The 17,149-nt window shown below is 68.4% G+C and carries 15 protein-coding genes; 6 read left to right on the top strand and 9 right to left on the bottom strand.

The window, feature by feature from the left end; genetic code table 11:
- Positions 1-15 precede the first annotated feature (15 nt).
- From E0H75_RS20715 to E0H75_RS20690, 6 genes are all read right to left on the bottom strand, one after another.
- Entirely contained in the window at positions 16-453 is a 438-nt protein-coding gene (locus E0H75_RS20715; RefSeq protein ID WP_131515218.1) for a DUF7144 family membrane protein, read from the bottom strand.
- Between the two features lie 10 nt (positions 454-463).
- A complete protein-coding gene (locus E0H75_RS20710) occupies positions 464-946 on the bottom strand; it encodes an RDD family protein (RefSeq protein ID WP_131515217.1) in 483 nt (160 codons plus the stop codon).
- Entirely contained in the window at positions 943-1,509 is a 567-nt protein-coding gene (locus tag E0H75_RS20705; protein ID WP_131515216.1) for a hypothetical protein, read from the bottom strand. Before E0H75_RS20705 ends, E0H75_RS20710 begins: the two co-directional genes overlap by 4 nt.
- Positions 1,510-1,596: 87 nt before the next feature.
- The gene (locus tag E0H75_RS20700) at positions 1,597-3,192 is read right to left on the bottom strand and encodes a phospholipase D family protein (RefSeq protein WP_131515215.1); all 1,596 of its coding nucleotides are present in this window, start codon (positions 3,190-3,192) and stop codon (positions 1,597-1,599) included.
- A gap of 9 nt (positions 3,193-3,201) precedes the next feature.
- Positions 3,202-5,229 (bottom strand): alkaline phosphatase family protein, encoded by a 2,028-nt coding sequence (locus tag E0H75_RS20695; RefSeq protein WP_131515214.1) that lies wholly within the window; start codon positions 5,227-5,229, stop codon positions 3,202-3,204.
- A gap of 12 nt (positions 5,230-5,241) precedes the next feature.
- Positions 5,242-5,652, bottom strand: a complete 411-nt coding sequence (locus tag E0H75_RS20690; protein ID WP_131515213.1) for a DUF7144 family membrane protein — start codon at positions 5,650-5,652, stop codon at positions 5,242-5,244.
- 199 nt (positions 5,653-5,851) lie between these two features.
- On the opposite strand from E0H75_RS20690, the gene E0H75_RS20685 reads away from it, so the two are divergent.
- Positions 5,852-7,012 (top strand): AI-2E family transporter, encoded by a 1,161-nt coding sequence (locus E0H75_RS20685; protein ID WP_131515212.1) that lies wholly within the window; start codon positions 5,852-5,854, stop codon positions 7,010-7,012.
- A gap of 10 nt (positions 7,013-7,022) precedes the next feature.
- Positions 7,023-7,637, top strand: a complete 615-nt coding sequence (locus E0H75_RS20680; RefSeq protein ID WP_131515211.1) for a hypothetical protein — start codon at positions 7,023-7,025, stop codon at positions 7,635-7,637.
- Positions 7,638-7,646: 9 nt separating this feature from the next.
- Here E0H75_RS20680 and E0H75_RS20675 read toward each other — a convergent pair whose 3' ends face one another.
- Genes E0H75_RS20675 through E0H75_RS20665 form a run of 3 tightly spaced genes read right to left on the bottom strand, consistent with a single transcriptional unit; the run spans position 7,647 to position 9,975 of the window.
- Entirely contained in the window at positions 7,647-8,111 is a 465-nt protein-coding gene (locus E0H75_RS20675) for a DUF6069 family protein (protein ID WP_131515210.1), read from the bottom strand.
- Positions 8,108-8,692: a phosphatase PAP2 family protein gene (locus E0H75_RS20670; RefSeq protein WP_165553890.1), complete on the bottom strand. Its 585-nt coding sequence runs from the start codon at positions 8,690-8,692 to the stop codon at positions 8,108-8,110. Before E0H75_RS20670 ends, E0H75_RS20675 begins: the two co-directional genes overlap by 4 nt.
- A complete protein-coding gene (locus tag E0H75_RS20665; RefSeq protein WP_131515208.1) occupies positions 8,689-9,975 on the bottom strand; it encodes a diacylglycerol/lipid kinase family protein in 1,287 nt (428 codons plus the stop codon). Before E0H75_RS20665 ends, E0H75_RS20670 begins: the two co-directional genes overlap by 4 nt.
- 229 nt (positions 9,976-10,204) lie before the next feature.
- On the opposite strand from E0H75_RS20665, the gene E0H75_RS20660 reads away from it, so the two are divergent.
- Genes E0H75_RS20660 through E0H75_RS20645 form a run of 4 tightly spaced genes read left to right on the top strand, consistent with a single transcriptional unit; the run spans position 10,205 to position 17,134 of the window.
- The gene (locus tag E0H75_RS20660) at positions 10,205-11,692 is read left to right on the top strand and encodes a DUF2252 domain-containing protein (protein ID WP_131515207.1); all 1,488 of its coding nucleotides are present in this window, start codon (positions 10,205-10,207) and stop codon (positions 11,690-11,692) included.
- 14 nt (positions 11,693-11,706) lie between these two features.
- Positions 11,707-13,404, top strand: a complete 1,698-nt coding sequence (locus E0H75_RS20655) for a SulP family inorganic anion transporter (protein ID WP_131515206.1) — start codon at positions 11,707-11,709, stop codon at positions 13,402-13,404.
- Complete coding sequence (locus tag E0H75_RS20650) at positions 13,401-16,208, top strand: cation-translocating P-type ATPase (RefSeq protein ID WP_202873075.1); 2,808 nt, start codon at positions 13,401-13,403, stop codon at positions 16,206-16,208. Before E0H75_RS20655 ends, E0H75_RS20650 begins: the two co-directional genes overlap by 4 nt.
- Positions 16,205-17,134 carry a polyphosphate kinase 2 family protein gene (locus E0H75_RS20645; RefSeq protein ID WP_131515205.1) on the top strand — a complete coding sequence of 310 codons (930 nt, stop codon included), beginning with the start codon at positions 16,205-16,207 and terminating at the stop codon, positions 17,132-17,134. Before E0H75_RS20650 ends, E0H75_RS20645 begins: the two co-directional genes overlap by 4 nt.
- Positions 17,135-17,149: the final 15 nt, after the last annotated feature.

Genomic DNA, 17,149 nt, shown 5'->3' with positions numbered 1-17,149 from the left:
ACGTGCCCTCGTGCGCTACGGACGGGCACCGGCGCCATGCCTGGGCCGCACGTCACGACCGTGGAAGGTCAACGCCCAGATCACCAGGATGTCCACAGCGATCATGATCGTGCTCCAGCCCGGAGCCGCGGCGAGGAAGGCCGCGTTCACCAGAATGCTCACGACGGCGATGATCACGCCGACGACCCTGGCCCACACCTGACCTACGAGGACGCAGAATCCGGCCACGAAGACGACCGTGCCGACGATCAGGTGTGTCCAGACCCAGCCGGTGTAGCCCATATGGATGGCGAGACCATTCTTCTCGACCGCGTAGTACTCCTCGTTGAACAGGGCGACGAACCCCTGGAAGCCGTGGGAGAGGCCGAGAACGATCATCATCACGCCGGCGAACGTGATCGGGCCGGCCCAGACCTGTCGCGGCTTCGCGGTGCTTCGATCGGTGTCCGTCATGGTCGCCTCCTCAGTGTGGCAATCCGGGTCGCCAGTCGTAGATGACCGACGTCCGCAGAACGACGTCCTGCACAGAGTGCTGGCGCCCACCGGCGCACAACAGCAGCCCGAGCGGGAACAGGGCTGCGAAGACGGCCCGCAGCAGCGCGACGAGCGGCCGCACCCGCCGGCCACGACGGTCGACGACCCGCAGTCCCATCACGTGGCAGCCGTAGGTCCGTCCGGTGGTCGCCCACGCGATGCTGAGGTAGACGACGAGAACCAGCAGTGCGGTCGCCACGCTCGGCAAGGGCGATGCCTCACTGAACTGGAAACCCCGTGGATGGAGCAGGAACCTTATCCCGTTGACGCCCACATAGCCGGCCAGCACCGCGACCGCCACGACGGCCGCGTCGATGACACTGGCGATCGATCGAGTGACGAGGCCCGCTCGTCGTCCCTGGTACGGCTGGGCCTCCCGCGGGACGATCGACACGGGTTCGTCCGTTCTCATGGTTGCGTGGGCGTCATCTCAGATTCTGTCCGGCCGCGCCGCAGCCTCAGCCGGGCCACCACCCGGCCCACGGCCTCGTCGCCGGAGATGCCCTGCATGCGTACGCCGCGCACAGTGTCGGACGCCACGGATCCGGTGGACTGCCGGATCATCTCGGCGAGATCGACCTCCGCGATGACGCCCTCCGCCATCGAGGCCATGTCGAGTCGCTTCAGCACCTCTGCCGCCACCGCGGGAACCACTCGGTCCAGGATGACCGACAGTTGACGCTCCGCCTCCGCACGTCCTCGGCCACCGCGCTCGGCGAGGCCTTCCAACCAGGTAGCGGCTTGGTAGCGCTCCGCCAGCATCGGCGGTCGCAGGATCACGACGGCGACCGGGTTGAGAACTCCCCCGACCCGACGTCTGACCGGGCTGAGAGCTCCCCCGAGCCGGCGCCCTACCGTCTGCGCGGCAGCCGCTGCCAGCACAGAGGCCCCGACCGCCGCGTCGAGCACGAGGATCGCGTCACGGCTCGCCGGCGGCGTGTCAGGCGGGCTCTCGGACTGCTCTGAAGTACCCACGCGACCATGCTGCGTCCGCCGGCCCGGCCTCGCCTCATCCGTGGTGGGGGAGACCACGAGGATGAGTGACGTCCTCGGCACTCAGGGTCAGAACTCGTTGTCGCGGCGCATCTGGCGGGGGCGTCCGTCGGGGTCGTAGATCAGCCGGTACAGCGGTTCGGCCCAGAGCGCCTGGAAACGGGTCACTGGCTGGGTCACGTGCGGACGGATGTTTCCGGGTGGCCGCCGACCCTTCTTGCCGCCGGCGTACCAGGCCTCCAGGTCCGCGGCGGTGCGCTGCCACAGCTCGAACCCCGTCCACGGGTCGAGTTGCGCCAGACTGGCGATCGGCCAGTCGAGATGCTCCGACCACACCTCCAGCCGAAGATCCCGGGCCAGCCGGCGGGAGCCCTCGGCAACCAGTTCCCGGTCGTCGGGAGTCTCGTCCAGCACCGCACAGGTGAGTTCGCTGTCGCAGGTCCAGGAGCGGCGGTTGAAGTTGTCCGAGCCGCAGGTGAACCACACGTCGTCGACGATGCAGATCTTCGCGTGCACGTAGATCGGCGCCCCCTCGGCGTTCTCGAGGTTGTAGATCCCGACCCGCTCGGGCGCGGTCCGCCGCAGCATCCGCACAGCACGCAACTGGCCGAAGCGGGCGGGCGGCCCACTCACGGCACCGTCGGCATCGGGATACCGCGGTACGACGATGATCACGCGGAGATCCGGCGACCGCTCGAGGGCATCGTGGATCCCCTGCGCGATCAGCTCGGACCACAGGTACTGGTCCTCCAGATAGATCAAATGCCGAGCATTGCCGAACGCTTTGCCGTACGCGCGGGCGATGCTCCGCTCCCCCAGTGGCGCGAACGGGTAGCCCGGTCGTTTGTGGCCGTATGTCCGCAGTACCTGGACAGTGTGCGGACCGGCCGGCGGCGGATCGGGGAACTGCTCCGGCAGCGACTGCGGATGGCGCGGCATCCGGGCGAGCCGTTGCACGATCATCCGGTACGGCGTCCGCCGGTCGAGTGGATGACCGTCGTCCCAGCGCTCGATGAAGGTGCGGAGCAGATCGCCGACGACCGGTCCGCGGATCTCCAGCGCCGCATCGTGCCACGGCGTACGGTCGCCGTACCTGCGATCCATCGGTGCCTGCTGTGGATCCCCGAGGTGTTCGCCGTCGTCACGGCGCTGGTGGGACAGGTCGATGCCGCCGACGAAGGCGACCGCCCGATCCGGCCGGCCGTGGTGCCGGATCACGAACAGCTTCTGGTGGTGCGAGGCCAGGCGCCGAACCCGCTGGTCGAGCAGCACCTCGGCGCCGGCCTCGTTGAGCTTCGTCCCCAGCCGCCGGTTCTCCCGTGCGTTGAACTGCAGGTGATCCGAATGCGATCGCCACAGCAGCGCTCTGACCTCGACTCCCGATCGGGCCAGATCGGCCAGCACGGTTCCGATCGCCGGACCGTCGGGCAGCAACTTCTCGTCCGCGTCGCCACGCCAGTCGGTGAAGTAGATCCGGTCGCCCGGCCGCAGCGCGCACAGTTCTTCGTACAGGCGCCGGAAGTACGTCGCCCCGTGGATCAGCGGCCGGACCAGGTTGCCGTCGACCCAGGACCCGTCCACGTCCCCCACCCGGTCGATGTCCGTGCCGGGATTGCCGCGCTCGTGCGGACGGAGGAACCATTGCCCGGAAGTGTGATCGGTCATCACGCCCCCTCACACGTCCGCGGTGTCGCGGGAGACGCCGGTGCGCTGCCCGAGCTGTTCGAGGTACGCGACCAGCACACGGTGGAGCCCGTCCGCGCCCCGGATCGGCTGGTCCGGGATCACCAGGTCGGGCGGAGCGAGCAGCATCGCCCGTCCCTGCCACCCGCCGAGTCCACCGTGACTACCGACCAGCCCCTCGAACGCCGAGACCTCGCCGGTGTCGGGGTCGACAGAGCTGTTGACATACAGGTCAGGTGCCTCGGGCATCGATACGGCTCTCAGCAGGTCGGCCGTGGCGTACGGACCGAACGGCGCCAACGGGTCATCGCCTGTCACCTTGGCGTCGGACAGCCGGTGGACACCCGACGGTCCGAGCACCAGCGGTCCATGCTCGGTGCTCATCACCGCGACGAAGCCGATCCCGTCGTGGTTCACCAGCCCGGGGATCAGGGCCGGCCAGCGATCGGTGATGTCCTCCATCGTCAGCCGGTGCTCCTCAGCGGCGTACACCAGGCCGAGGTTGCCCGACCCGAGGACGACCAGCTCCGAACTGGTGGTGACCGTCGGCGGTGCAGAGCGGTTCTGCACCCGGACCGCGGCATCGTGGGCAACCCGTCGCGTTCCGGAGGCGCCGCCGGCCAGATCGGCCAGGAGGCCGTTCAGGCGACCCCAGCCTTCGACCGACTGCTCGACGGCTTCGACCTGCGCCGCGGTCAGCTGCGAGCAGACCGCCGCCAGGTCGATCCCGTACCGATCGGCGAAGATCGCTCCTTGGGACTGCCCGTGGTCCGACAGGATGACCAGCCGGTACGGCCGCGGCGCTTCCGCGGCCACGGCCTCCAAGCACGCCAGCACATGATCGAGCCGATCCAGGGTGCCCAGCGACTCCGGTCGCAAGGAGCCGGCGTGATGGGCCACCTCGTCGTAGTCGACATAGTCGACGTAGACGACCCGGGTGCCGTGAATCATCTCCTCGGCCACCAGTGCGGTGTTCAGGTCTCGCAGTACGACGTTCGTCACCGCCCGCATGCCGGCGAACAGCCAGCCACGGTGTCCCCTCGGAAGAACATCGCGGCGGCGTTGGCGACGCGACTCGAACCTCTCGCGGGCGATCTCCGCGATCGCCCCGAACAGGCTGCCGGCGAAGCCGTCCGGCCGGGCCAGATACCAGGCAGCGCGGCGACGCGTGTCGACCGAACCGCGCTTGAGTTCGATCTTGCTCATCGTCAGCACCGACCGCTCGGCGTCGCCGCTGAAGAGGTTGGAGATACTCACGCCGCCATCGGCCAGCAGACCGCGACCGTCGGTCGCCCGGCGCTCGATCTCGGCCGCGTCAGCGGCCCGGTTGCTCACCAGCACGCGCCCCAGGGCCCGGTCGTACCAACGGAAGGCGGGTACGCCGTCGATGCGGCCGTGCAGGATCCCCAACTGACTGGCCGGCGTGGTGGGTGGCAGCACCGGGGTCCACTCCACCAGCCGATAGCCGCCCTCGCGGGTCCAACGCCCCATCGTGGGCAGCGTGGCGGCCATCAGCTGCCAACGCAGGACCGGGAAGGGTACGCCGTCGAGCTGTACGAAGATGACGCCAGGAGCATCGGGATCTTCGACCGCTGTCCGCCGCCGCTTGGTCCGGCGGACGAGGACCGCCGTGAACGCTTCCGGCGTACCGGAGGTGCAGAGCCACGCGACGATCGTCGCCGCGGCCGCCGCGATCCACGCCGCCGCGAGCACGACCCAGAACGAGGTCGCCTCGACCCCCGGGATCAGCGTGAGCGCCAACGCCAGGATGGCTGCCTGCCCGAGCACCGCCAGCAGCAGTACCGCCAACCATCCGACCGCGGCACTCGCGGCCACGAGCAGCGGGCGTACCAACGCACCGACCAGGAACGTCGCTGCGGCCGCGGCCAGCAACTGCGGGAACGACGCGAAGTGGAGGCCGGACAGCACGGCATCCGCGATCGCGAGGGCCAGGACCGAGCTGACGAAGGTGGCAACGATCCGGCCGAGATCGCCGGTGCGGACCAGCGGCGTGGACACGGTTGGCCGCCGTCACGAACGGAGCGCGCGCGGACGCGTCAGCGCCCAGATCACCCATACGTCGAGGGCGATCAGCAGTAGCGCCCAGAACGGCTGATAGGGAATGAAGAAGAAGTTGTCGATCGCGCTCAGCACCACCAGGAAGAGTGCGACCACACCCGCCCAGCGCGCTCGGGAGAACAGGCCGAAAGCGGTCACGACCAGCGCCAGGCCCAGGATCAGATGGATCCAGCCCCAGGCGGTGATGTCCAGATCGAAGGCGTAGCCCCTGACCCGGACGAGGTACTCGTCGTTCAGGATCGCGGCGAAGCCGGCGATCACGTGGAAGGCACCGATCAGCAGCAGCATCGCGGCGGCGAAGGCGACTCCGGTCATCGCCCAGCCCGAGTCGGCCTGCGACTCGACAGAACGGTCGTCGGTCATGTGTGTCCACCCCTCCTGCTCGGTCCTCGACGGACGTCGAGCGCGTCGACAGTAGGACCGCACCGGCCGGTGGCGCGTCACCCTTGGCGGACGACGTACCGGCAGTCGGCGAATGATCATCCGGGGTGGGGGATGCTGGCCAGGGCGATCTGAGCGATCTTCGAAGCCCAGGTGGGCCGGGGAAAGGAAGGTTGCGACGATGTCCGCAGGCTCGACGGACTCCCCCGACGGCCGGGTTCCGGCAGCCGAAGCATCACCTGCCCCAGTGGACCTGCCACGCGGGGTCGTAGTCCTGCTCGGCACCGGAGCCGCAGTCCTGACCGCGGCCGGGGTGCGCAGCTTCGCCGACATCATCGGTCCGGCCTTTCTCGCGCTCGTCCTCACGATCGCGGTGAGTCCGCTGCGCCGGCTGCTGGTCAGGCGCGGCATGAAGGGATGGCTCGCCGCGCTGATCGCGCTCGTGGTCGTGAACGCCTTCTTGCTGGGAGTCGCGGCGGCGCTGGCCTTGTCGCTGGCCAAGCTGGCCGGCCTGCTGCCCGCCTATCAGGACAAGTTCGCCGAACTGGTCGCGGATACCCGCGGCTGGCTGGCCGACCATGGCATCGGCCAGGCGCAACTCGAGGCCGCCTTACAGAAATTCGACATCGGAAGGTTGTTCGACCTTCTGCAAAGCTGGCTGGGCGGACTCCTCGGGGTCTTCGGAGACCTCGCCTTCATCGTCGCCGTCCTGTTCTTCATGGGCATCGACGCCGTTCATTTCCCGGACCGTCTGCGCGCTGCGGCACGGGCCAGGCCGGACGTCACCTCCGCCCTGACCGGCTTCGCGTGGAGTACGACGCGCTACCTGATCGTCTCCACCATCTTCGGTGTGATCGTGGCATTGTTCGACGTCGGAGTGCTGTACCTGCTGGACATCCCGCTGCCGTGGCTGTGGGGGCTGCTCGCCCTGATCACCAACTACATCCCGAACATCGGGTTCTTCATCGGGGTGATCCCGCCCGCGCTGCTCGCACTCCTCGACCACGGGTGGGCGACCCTGGTGTGGGTGATCGTGGCCTACAGCGTCATCAACTTCATCATCCAGTCGCTGATCCAGCCGAAGGTCGTCGGCGACGCGGTCGGGCTGTCCACGACTCTGACCTTCCTGTCCCTGGTCTTCTGGGCCTGGCTCCTCGGTCCGCTGGGCGCCGTACTGGCCATTCCGCTGTCGCTGCTGGTCAAGGCCCTGCTCCTCGACGCCGACCCCTCCACCCGCTGGCTCAGCGGCCTCATCTCCGGCGACCAGCTCCCAGGCGACGCCCCGCCGGCGGAACCCGCGGAGCTCCCCCCGGGCGACGTCGCCGCCGAGCCGGTCGGTTGAGGAGATCGCGATGTGGCGCTCGGTGTTGCTGCACGACTTCCCGGATCACAACATCCGGTCCTTCCAGGGTCTGCCCGGCACCCTGTCGCCGAGTTCGCTCGCGCTGAGCCCGTCCGAAGGCACCGTGCTGATCGCACCAGGCCGCACCCTCCACTATGTCCTCGATGCTCCCCTGCTCGAGGTCATCGGGGTCAGCTGCCTGGTGCGGATCAAACACCCAGGTCCGACCGTCACCACGTCGCTGCCGATCCTTCGCGTCGGTGACGAGTTCACCCTCGGTCTCGAACCGTTGACCACGTCCCAGGCCCTGGTCCGGGTCCGGCTGCACCGGACCTGGCACGACATCGGCCAGCTGCCGAATCCCCGGACGCACTTCGCGGAACTGAGATTCGACTGGCACACCAGCGGCAAGACCTACCTTCGCGTGGACGGCCGGCTCGTGGGCTATCACGACGCGCTGAGTCGAGGTTCGCGGCTCACCATCTCCGACGTCACCTTCGGCGTACCCGAGTCGCTCGCCACCTCGTCCGACCCGCACTATCAGCTGGGCGAGTTCCTGGTCCGCGCCCAGAGCCGCCGCGCGCGCTGGCCGCGGCGGCAGGCGACAGCCGTGCGCAGACTCTGACGTCAGCGTCTACCGACCGGTGCGGGCTTCTCGCCTCGCTGCCCGCGCTGCTCCGTTCAGCAGGGTGGTGACGGCGATCCCGACGGCGAGGTTGATCACCGCGGTGGCGACCTTCGACTCCGTCGATCCGTTGGTGGCGAAGGGGGCGAGCGCTGCCGCGACTGTCGCCAGTCCCATGATCCAGCTGAAGAACTGCTGGGGCCGGGGCGTGGAGACCAGCAACAGATGCAGCAGGCCGGTCGCGATCAACGCCGCGAGAGCGCAGTACAACGCGTACCGGCCGGTGTCCGCGTCTCCCCAGGTGCCCTCGCCTTCGGGTGCAAGGATCGGTACGTCGAAGACGCCGCGAGCGAGCAGGATGCCGACAATAGCGATCAGCGCGGCGACGACTGCGGTGGCCGCGCCTCCGGCCCACAACCGGCCGGCCGCCAGCACGTTCGCATCGCCTTGCGCGGGCTGGGGCTGAACTGTCATGACGTCTGCTCCTTGTCCTTCGGCTGCGATGGTGGCCAGCGGCGGAGCACCAACCGCCCCGTCAACCGGCCGAACAGCGCTCCCGCCGTCACCCCGACCAGAACGTCGCTCGGATAGTGCACGCCCGTGTACACCCGGGAGAACGCGATGACCGACGCCATCAGCCGCAGAGCCGGCCGGAGTTCGGGCACAACGCCTCCGGCGGCAACGGCGAAGGCAGCGGCAGACGCGGAGTGTCCGGACGGAAAGGATCCCGAGGAAGGCATCCGCACCCACCGCTCCACGGGAACGCCGTGGCCGGTGCGGTCGGGCCGGAGGCGTTCGCCCGCCACCTTCTTGAGCGGCTGGTTCACCACGAGGGACGTTGCCCCGATCGCAGTGAGCCCCGTCAATGCGGCGCGCCGGCCCCGCGGGCCGCCGGCCAGCGCAAGGGCACCGGCCACCAGGAACCACAGCTTGGAGAAGTTGGCGAGATCGGACACTCGCCGGATCGGCTCGTCCAAGGCCGGCGTCGACAGCCGCGCCACCGCTCGGTAGGCGGCGCGATCGTAGCCGGAGATCCGGCGCAGTGAGCTGGTCACGGTGACGTTGCAGCTCTGCGATCCGAGCCGAGGGCGATGTGCACCAGCGCGGCCAGGCCGTCGCGAAGACCCTCGGGAGCAAGCGCGGACGGCGATGAGCCCGGGTGCTGCGGCGCAATGCGTACCCGGAGTACTCCTGGCCTGATCCGGAACCGCAGCGGTGCGTCGAAGACGAGCGCCTCGCCGTCGACGCCGGCCGGCAGCGGGCGATCGGCATCGACCTCGAAGGACGGAGCCGACCACTCGCGCCACGGACGCTCGAGGTGCCGTTGACCGGCATCCGCGGGCGCCCCCATGACGGTGATGCCGAGCAGTCCGTCGTCGATGCGGGGGCGGGTGCCGGAACCGACCGCACGACCGAGGCGGTAACGGTTGTTGGACACGAGCACGGCCGCTCCCCCGCGGTGTGCATGGCCGCCCGGCCCGGTCCAGCGCATGTCGAGTTCGCTGCCACCGGCACCGAGCGCGTCCGGGACGGTGTCGAGCAGGGTCCGGATCTTGGCCGCGCGGTAGCCGGTCCGCTGCACCGCCTCGGCGTACAGGCCGAGCGACACGTTGTTGACGAACACGCGGCCGTTGACCTCCGCGAGGTCCACGAGCCTTTCGCCGCCGTTGACGAAGGCGTCCAGCGCACCGACCACATCGTCACGGTCGACTCCGAGATCGAGCGCGAAGTGGTTGCGCGTGCCGGCCGGGATACAGGCATAGGGCAACGAGACTTCGGCGGCGATCGCGGCGACGATCGCCTGCGATCCGTCCCCGCCGGCCATCGCGAGTCCGTCGGCGCCGCGCGCGACGGCGTCGCGGACCAGGGCTTCGAGGTCGTCCCCGAGCTTCAGCTCGATCGGCTCGATCCCGCGGTCGCGCGCTTCCTTGGCGACCGCGAAACGTTCTGCCTTGCCCCCACCGGATTTCGGATTGAAGAACAGCACCGCATGCTGCGGTGGCGGCACGCGCGGCAGATCCACATGGGAGGTGAAGGCGGCTCGGGTCGCTGCCAGCGTGACCAGGAGCCCCACCACGACGATCAGATCGACGCCGAAGCTCCCACCGACGACAACAAGGACCACCGCACCGGCAAGCGCCAGCGCGGCCAAGGCCAGCCCCAGCACGCGCGCGGTCCCTCTCCGCAACACGCCGTACCAGGCCGCGACAGCAGCGATCACGACACAGGCCAGCACTGCAAGCCCACGCGGGAACTCACTCACCGCGACCACGACGGCAAGTACGGCCGTCGCCGCCCCTACCAACAGCGCCACAACGGCCGCAATCCGCCGCCTCACGAATTCCACCCCATCGGCCCGCCCTCAGCATCTCCGCTCCGGCGCCGAGGCCCCGGCGCCATGCCCATCCTGGGCGGCCTGCCCCAGACAGGCATCCCACACGCCGGATGATCGTGAGGCCCGCGGACCGGGCCTGATCCTCCCTCAGGGGTGATGCGGCGGCCCGGGTTCTGCTGAATCGTCGGCGACGTACGCCCATCGCAGGGCGGGACCCGGAGGGCGGCCGATCATGGCGACGAAAGTTGTACATCTGACCCTGGACGAGCGCAACGCACGCGGTCTGGAAGCGCGCGAGCGAGCGAATCCGGACAGTCACGCCGGGTGGAAGCCCGCCGGGGACCGGCCGGACCCGGTGGCGCTGATCGAGGAGCAGAACCGCCGGCGCGACGCCGACCTGGTCCCGGTCCGGCACGGCCGGATGATGGCATCGCCGTTCACGTTCTACCGCGGTGCTGCCAAGATCATGGCCGCGGACCTCGCCGAGACACCGACGTCGGGTCTCACGGTCCAGCTGTGCGGGGACGCGCACCTGTCGAACTTCGGCGTCTTCGCCTCGCCGGAGCGGGTCCTGGTGTTCGACATCAACGACTTCGACGAGACGCTGCCGGGCCCCTTCGAGTACGACGTCAAACGGCTGGCGGCGAGTCTGATGGTGGCCGCCTTCAACAACGGCTTCTCGAAGGCGGACGCTCATGCCGTCACGAAGGACGCGGTCACGACCTACCGGGAGACGATGGCCCAGTTCGCCTCGATGAAAACCCTCGACGTGTGGTACGCCCACACCTCCGAGGACGAGATCAAGCAGTCGGTCGCCGATTTCCTGTCCGCCACCGACGGCAAGGGCAAAGGCAAGCACAAGCGCAAGGGCGCCGAGGCGATGGAGGGTACGACCGGTCTGACGTCGAAGGAGCGGAAAGAGGCGACCAAGCGGTTCGAGAAGAACGCGAAGAAGGCGCACACTCGCACCAGCGATCAGGCGCTGACCAAGCTCAGCGAAGAGGTCGACGGCCGCTATCGCATCGCCAGTGTCCCGCCGGTGATCGTCCCCGCGCGCGAGCTCCACCATGCGTACGGCATCGAACCCGGAGAGCTCGAGGACGTCGTCTTCGACCTCTTCCGCGACTACCGTTCCACCCTTCGGCCCGACGTCCGGCAACTCCTCGAGCGCTTCGAGATCGTCGACTGGGCCCGGAAGGTCGTCGGCGTCGGCAGTGTCGGAACCCGGGCGTTCATCGTCTTGCTGCAGGGCCGGGACCGCGGTGACCCGCTGTTCCTCCAGGTCAAGGAAGCCACCGCGTCGGTGCTCGAAGGACCGTTGCGCAAGAGCACCTTCAGGCAACCGGGCGAGCGGGTGGTCCAGGGCCAGCGACTGATGCAGGCCAGCAGCGACATCTTCCTCGGCTGGTCCAAAGGAGTGCAGGCGGACCGCTACTTCTACTGGCGCCAACTGCGCGACATGAAGGGGTCTGCGCTGGTGGAACTGATGGCGCCCGCGACGATGGCCTTCTACGCCCGAACCTGCGGATGGACCCTGGCCCGTGCGCACGCACGATCGGGTGACGCGGTGTCCATCGCTGCCTATCTCGGCGACGACGATGCCTTCGACAAGGCCATCACCGACTTCTCCGAGCGCTACGCCGAGCAGAACGACCGGGACTTCGCGGAGTTCACCAACGCCATCAGCACGCACCGGATCGAAGCCACCCCCCAAGTCTGACCCGGGACGACGGTATGAAACTGGTCCCCGAGCCGCTGCGTGGCTACCAGCGAGCCTGGCTGGCTCGCGACATCATCGCGGGTCTGACGCTGTCCGCGGTGGCGATCCCCGAGGTGATGGGCTACACGTCCATCGCCGGTACGCCGATCGTCACCGGGCTGTACACCATCATCTTCCCCACCGTCCTGTTCGCCCTGCTCGGCTCCTCGCGGCTGCTCGTCGTGGGCGCGGACTCGGCCACCGCCGCCGTACTCGCCGCGGGCCTCACCGGCCTCGGCATCGCCGGAGTCACGCCCGGATCGCCCGACTGGCTGGCCTTCACCGGCCTGACGGCGCTGGTCTGCGGTGTCCTGCTGATCCTGGCGCGCCTGCTGCGGCTGGGGTTCATCGGCGACTTCCTGAGCGCATCCGTACTGATCGGCTTCCTCACCGGCGTCGGCATCCAGGTGCTGTCCGGCCAGATCCCGGACCTGCTCGGGATCTCCAAGGGCAGCGGCAACTGGTTCGAACAGCAGTGGCACTGGATCAGCTCACTGTCCTCGATACAGGTCGGCGCGTTCGCCTTCGGACTGGCCACGATCGTGATCATCCAGTTCTTCAAGCGATTCCTCCGGGTGGTCCCAGGTGCCATCGTCGCCGTCATACTGCTGACCGCGATCTCCGCCGTGACCGACGCGAGTGCGCACGGCGTGGCGGTGGTGGGCGCCGTGAAAGGCGGATTCCCGCCGATCGGCCTTCCCTCGGGGATCTCCTGGTCGGACGTGACCAAGGTGCTGCCGACCGCGCTGTCCTGCTTCGTGCTGATCATCGCCCAGAGCGCCGCCACCTCCCGCAGCTTCGCGTTCAAGCACGGAGATGCCGTCGACATCAACCGCGACATCGTGGGACTCAGCGGCGCCAGCCTCGCCGCCGGCCTCAGCGGCACCTTCGTGGTCAACGGCAGCCCGACCAAGACGCAGATCCTCGACGAGCAGAAGGGCCGCACCCAGCTCGCCAACCTGACGATGGCGGCGGTCGCACTGCTCTTCACCATGTTCTTCACCGGACTGCTGGCCGATATGCCCAAGGCTGTGCTCGCCGGGATCGTGTTCCTGATCGGCGTCAGCCTGATCGACCTGCCCGGCCTGAAGCGGCTGTGGGGGCGACGCCAGGACGAGTTCATCGTGGCGGTGATCACGGCGATCACGGTCTTCGCCGTCGGCGTCGAGCAGGGAATCATCCTCGCCATCGTGCTCTCGCTGCTCGACGTGGTCCGGCGGCAGTACAAACCGGGCGACTACGTCATCGGTCAGGACAACGCCGGCGAACCGACCTACCAGCCGGCCGTGCCAGGGGCACAGAGTCTGCCCGGGCTGGTCGTCTTCCGCTACGACGCGGAGCTCTTCTTCGCCAACGCCAACCGCTTCGCCGACGACCTCGAGTCGGTGATCTCCGCCGCTCCTGACCCGGTCCGCTGGGTAGCGCTGGACTGCGGCGGGATCGATGACATCGACTACTCGGCCGGCGTGACTCTGGCCAATCTCGTCAAGTACAGCCAGGCCCACAACGCCCGCTTCGTGCTGGTCCGGCCGGATACCCAACTGCTGGCGACGCTGCGGGCGTACGGGACGCTCGACACGATCGGCGGGGACAACATCTTCCCGACGCTTGTGGACGCCTTCCGCGCCTACCGCGCCGAACCAGCTGCGACGGAGAGCAGGGCAGAGTCATGAGCGAGACCGGCATGGCAGCGTCGTCGGCAACCGAAGTCGAGCGAGCGCCGTACACCCTCGCGGCGGAGGAGGTGGTTGCCGCGGCCGGGTCCGATGCCGATGCGGGCCTTTCGGGGCCTGAGGCAACGAGCCGGCTGTCGTCGTACGGGCCGAACGCGATCGCCGCGGAGAAGCCGCCCTCGATGTGGGCGATCGCTGCTCAGCAACTGCGCGACCCGATGAACCTCATGCTGGTCGCCGTCGTGGTCGTCAGCCTGCTGATCGGAGAACTCTCGACCGGCATCATCGTTGCCCTGCTCATCCTGCTGAACATCGGACTGGGCACGCGCCAGGAGCTGACGGCACGGGCGAGCGTCGATGCCCTGTCCAACCTGCAGGTACCGCAGGCGCGGGTGGTCCGCGACGGCGAGGTGGAGATGATCGCAGCCACTCAGGTGGTTCCGGGCGACATCGTCCAGGTCGAGGCCGGTGACATCGTGCCGGCCGACGGCCGCATCGTCCGGTCCGCGACCCTCGAAGCCCAGGAGGCCGCACTCACCGGAGAGAGTGCGCCGATCGCCAAGGGCGCTGGTGCGCTGGCCTCCGCCGATGTCGGTCTGGGCGACCAGACCAACATGTTGTTCCAGAGCACTTCGGTGACCCGGGGCACCGGCACGATCGTGATCACCGCGACCGGGATGCAGACGCAGATGGGCCGGATCGCGACGATGCTCACCTCGGTCACGCGCACCCGCTCACCGCTCCAGCGCGAGCTCGACTCCTTGACGAAGGTGCTGGGGTTCGTTGCCTGGGGATCGGTGGCCGTGATCGTCGTGGTCGGCCTGATCCGTGGAACGCCGGGCAAGGACCTGCTGCTGCTCGGCATCGCGATGGCGATCTCCGCGATCCCGACCGGTATGCCGGCGTTCGTCTCGGGCCTGCTCTCGCTCGGCGCGAAGCAGTTGGCCGAGGCGAAAGCCGTGGTGAAGAACCTCACCGACGTCGAGACGCTCGGTGCGACGAGCGCGATCAACACCGACAAGACGGGGACGCTGACGCTGAACCAGATGATGGTCTCGACGTTGTACGCGAACGGGACGTGGTTCACCGTCGACGGCGAGGGCTACCGCAAGAGCGGCGCGATCCGTTCGGTGGCAGGCACTGCGGTGCCCGACTTCACCCGCCTCGGCCTCGGACTCGCGCTGGACAGCGACGCGGTCGTCGGCGACGACGGGTCGGTGATCGGCGACCCGACCGAGGCGGCGCTGGTCGTGCTCGCCGCGAAGCTCGGCATCGACGCGGAGGAGACCCGGCGTACCTATCCGCGGCTGTCGGAGGTCCCGTTCGATTCCGAGTACAAGTTCATGGCGACGTTCCACCGAGTGACCGTCGACGGCGTCGAGGACGTCATCGAACTGGTCAAGGGCGCGCCCGACGTCGTCCTCGCGCGCTGCACCCAGGCGGGTGGACCGCTCAGCGGTTCGCAGGTCCCGATCGCGGAGTCGAAGGACGGCATCGCCGAGGCCAACGAACGGATGGGGCGCAAGGGTCTGCGCATCCTCGCGTTCGCGGCCCGCCTGGTCGCCGACCACGAGCTGACCGCGATGACCGACGATCCGATGTCCTTGACCAAAGGGCTGTCGTTCGTCGGGCTGGCCGGAATCATCGACCCGCTGCGGACGGAGGCGAAGAGCGCGGTCGGTACGGCGCTGGCCGCCGGCATCGACGTACGCATGATCACCGGTGACCATGCGGTCACGGCTCAGGCGATCGGCGAGGAGCTGGGCCTTGGTCCCGGCGCGATCAGCGGCACGGAACTGGCGACGCTGAGCGACGAGCAACTGAAGCAGCACATGCCCGAGTTGCACGTGTTCGGCAGGGTCACCCCCCAGGACAAGCTGCGGCTCGCCCGGGTCATGCAGGAGCAGGGCATGATCGTCGCGATGACCGGCGACGCCGTCAACGATGCGGCCGCCCTCAAGCAGGCCGACATCGGGGTGGCGATGGGTAGCGGCAGCGAGGTCACCAAGCAGGCCGCGCGGATGGTGCTCACCGACGACAACTTCGGCACCCTGGTGCACGCCGTGGAGATCGGGCGGCGCGTGTACGACAAGGTTGTCTCGTACGTGCGGTATCAGATGACGCAACTGCTCTCGCTGGTCTTCCTCTTCCTGGCCGCCACCGTGTTCGACATCAACGACGGCGTGGCGATGACCCCGTCGATGGTGCTGTTCCTCTTGTTCTTTGCCACAGCCGTCGGTGTCGTGATCATCGCCGTCGATCCCGGTGATCCCGACGTCATGCATCGTCCACCGCGCGACGCCGGCGTACCGATCACGAACCGGAGCGCCGTGATCATGTGGATCTGCTATGCCCTGGTGCTGTTCATCGCCGCCTTGCTGCCCCTGGTTGCGGGGCCGGACGACCCGAGTACCTCGCAAGGCACCGTGTCGATGACGATGACCTTCGTGGTGATGGGGCTGGGGACCACGTTCAACGCCGTGGTCAACCGGCGCGACCCGACCAGCGGCGTGACCGCACCGATCGTGAAGGCCGTGGTGATCGGCCTGATTCCGGTTGTGCTGATCTTCCTGGCGACCCAGCTCCCGACGCTGCAGAGCGGACTGCTCACCGTCTCGCTCTCTCCGCGTCAGTGGCTTACCTGCATCGGCCTGGCCGCGCTGCTCCCGATCGTCGTCGAGGTGGGCAAGGTGGTCAGGAGGCGCCGGCGCCGGCGGCGTACGGCGCTCAGACCGGACCATGCCGTCGCGCCGGCTCGTGCCTGGAGCGCGCCGGCCACCGCAGAGGTAGGAGACAGCCAATGACATCTCGTGAGCAGCGGATCGCCGACTTCATCGAGCCGTTCCGGGTCGAACCGGGCTCGAAGGTCACGCTGGCCAAGGACTTCGAGCCGGACTTCAAGGGCACGATCCGTTCGAAGAAGCGCGGCCGCAAACTGCTGGACCAGGGCATCGAGCTGTTGGCCGAGTACCAATCGCGGCTGTACGCGCAGCACACCCACGGTGTGCTGGTGGTGCTGCAGGCGCTCGACGCCGGCGGGAAGGACGGCACCATCCGCCATGTCATGACCGGAGTGAACCCGCAGGGTGTGGCCGTGAGCAGCTTCAAGGTCCCCTCCAGCGAGGAGCTGGATCACGACTATCTGTGGCGCTACGGGCTGCGCCTGCCGGCTCGCGGTCAGATCGGCATCTTCAACCGATCGCACTACGAGGAAGTGCTGGTCGTTCGCGTGCACGAGGAACTCCTCGACCGGCAGAAACTCCCGCCCGGCTCCCGCCGGGGGCTGTGGAAACGGCGCTATCGCGAGATCAACGAGTGGGAACAGACCCTCACCGGCAACGGCATCAAGATCGTGAAGCTCTTCCTGAACCTGTCCAAGGAGGAGCAGCGCAGCCGCTTCCTGCGCCGGATCGACCTGCCCGACAAGAACTGGAAGTTCTCCGCGGCCGACATCCGCGAGCGCGACTACTGGGACGACTACCAGCGCGCCTTCTCGACGATGCTGTCCAGGACCAGCACCGCATGGGCGCCCTGGTACGTGATTCCCGCCGACCGCAAGTGGTACGCACGCATCGCCGCCGGTGCGGTGATCGCCAACACGCTGATCGAGATCGATCCTCGCTATCCCACGGTCGGGAAGAAGGCACGCGAAGCGTTGCAGGAGATCAGGCGTGACCTCGAGGCACAGGCCCCGGCGGGCGCGGCGGCCGATCCGTTCATCGAAAAGTAGAGCGAGGGGGTCCGA

The sequence above is a fragment of the Kribbella capetownensis genome (genome assembly GCF_004331485.1).
Taxonomy (GTDB): domain Bacteria; phylum Actinomycetota; class Actinomycetes; order Propionibacteriales; family Kribbellaceae; genus Kribbella; species Kribbella capetownensis.
The sequence above is the reverse complement of the archived record's forward strand: the minus strand, read 5'-3'. Positions and strand labels throughout refer to the sequence as shown.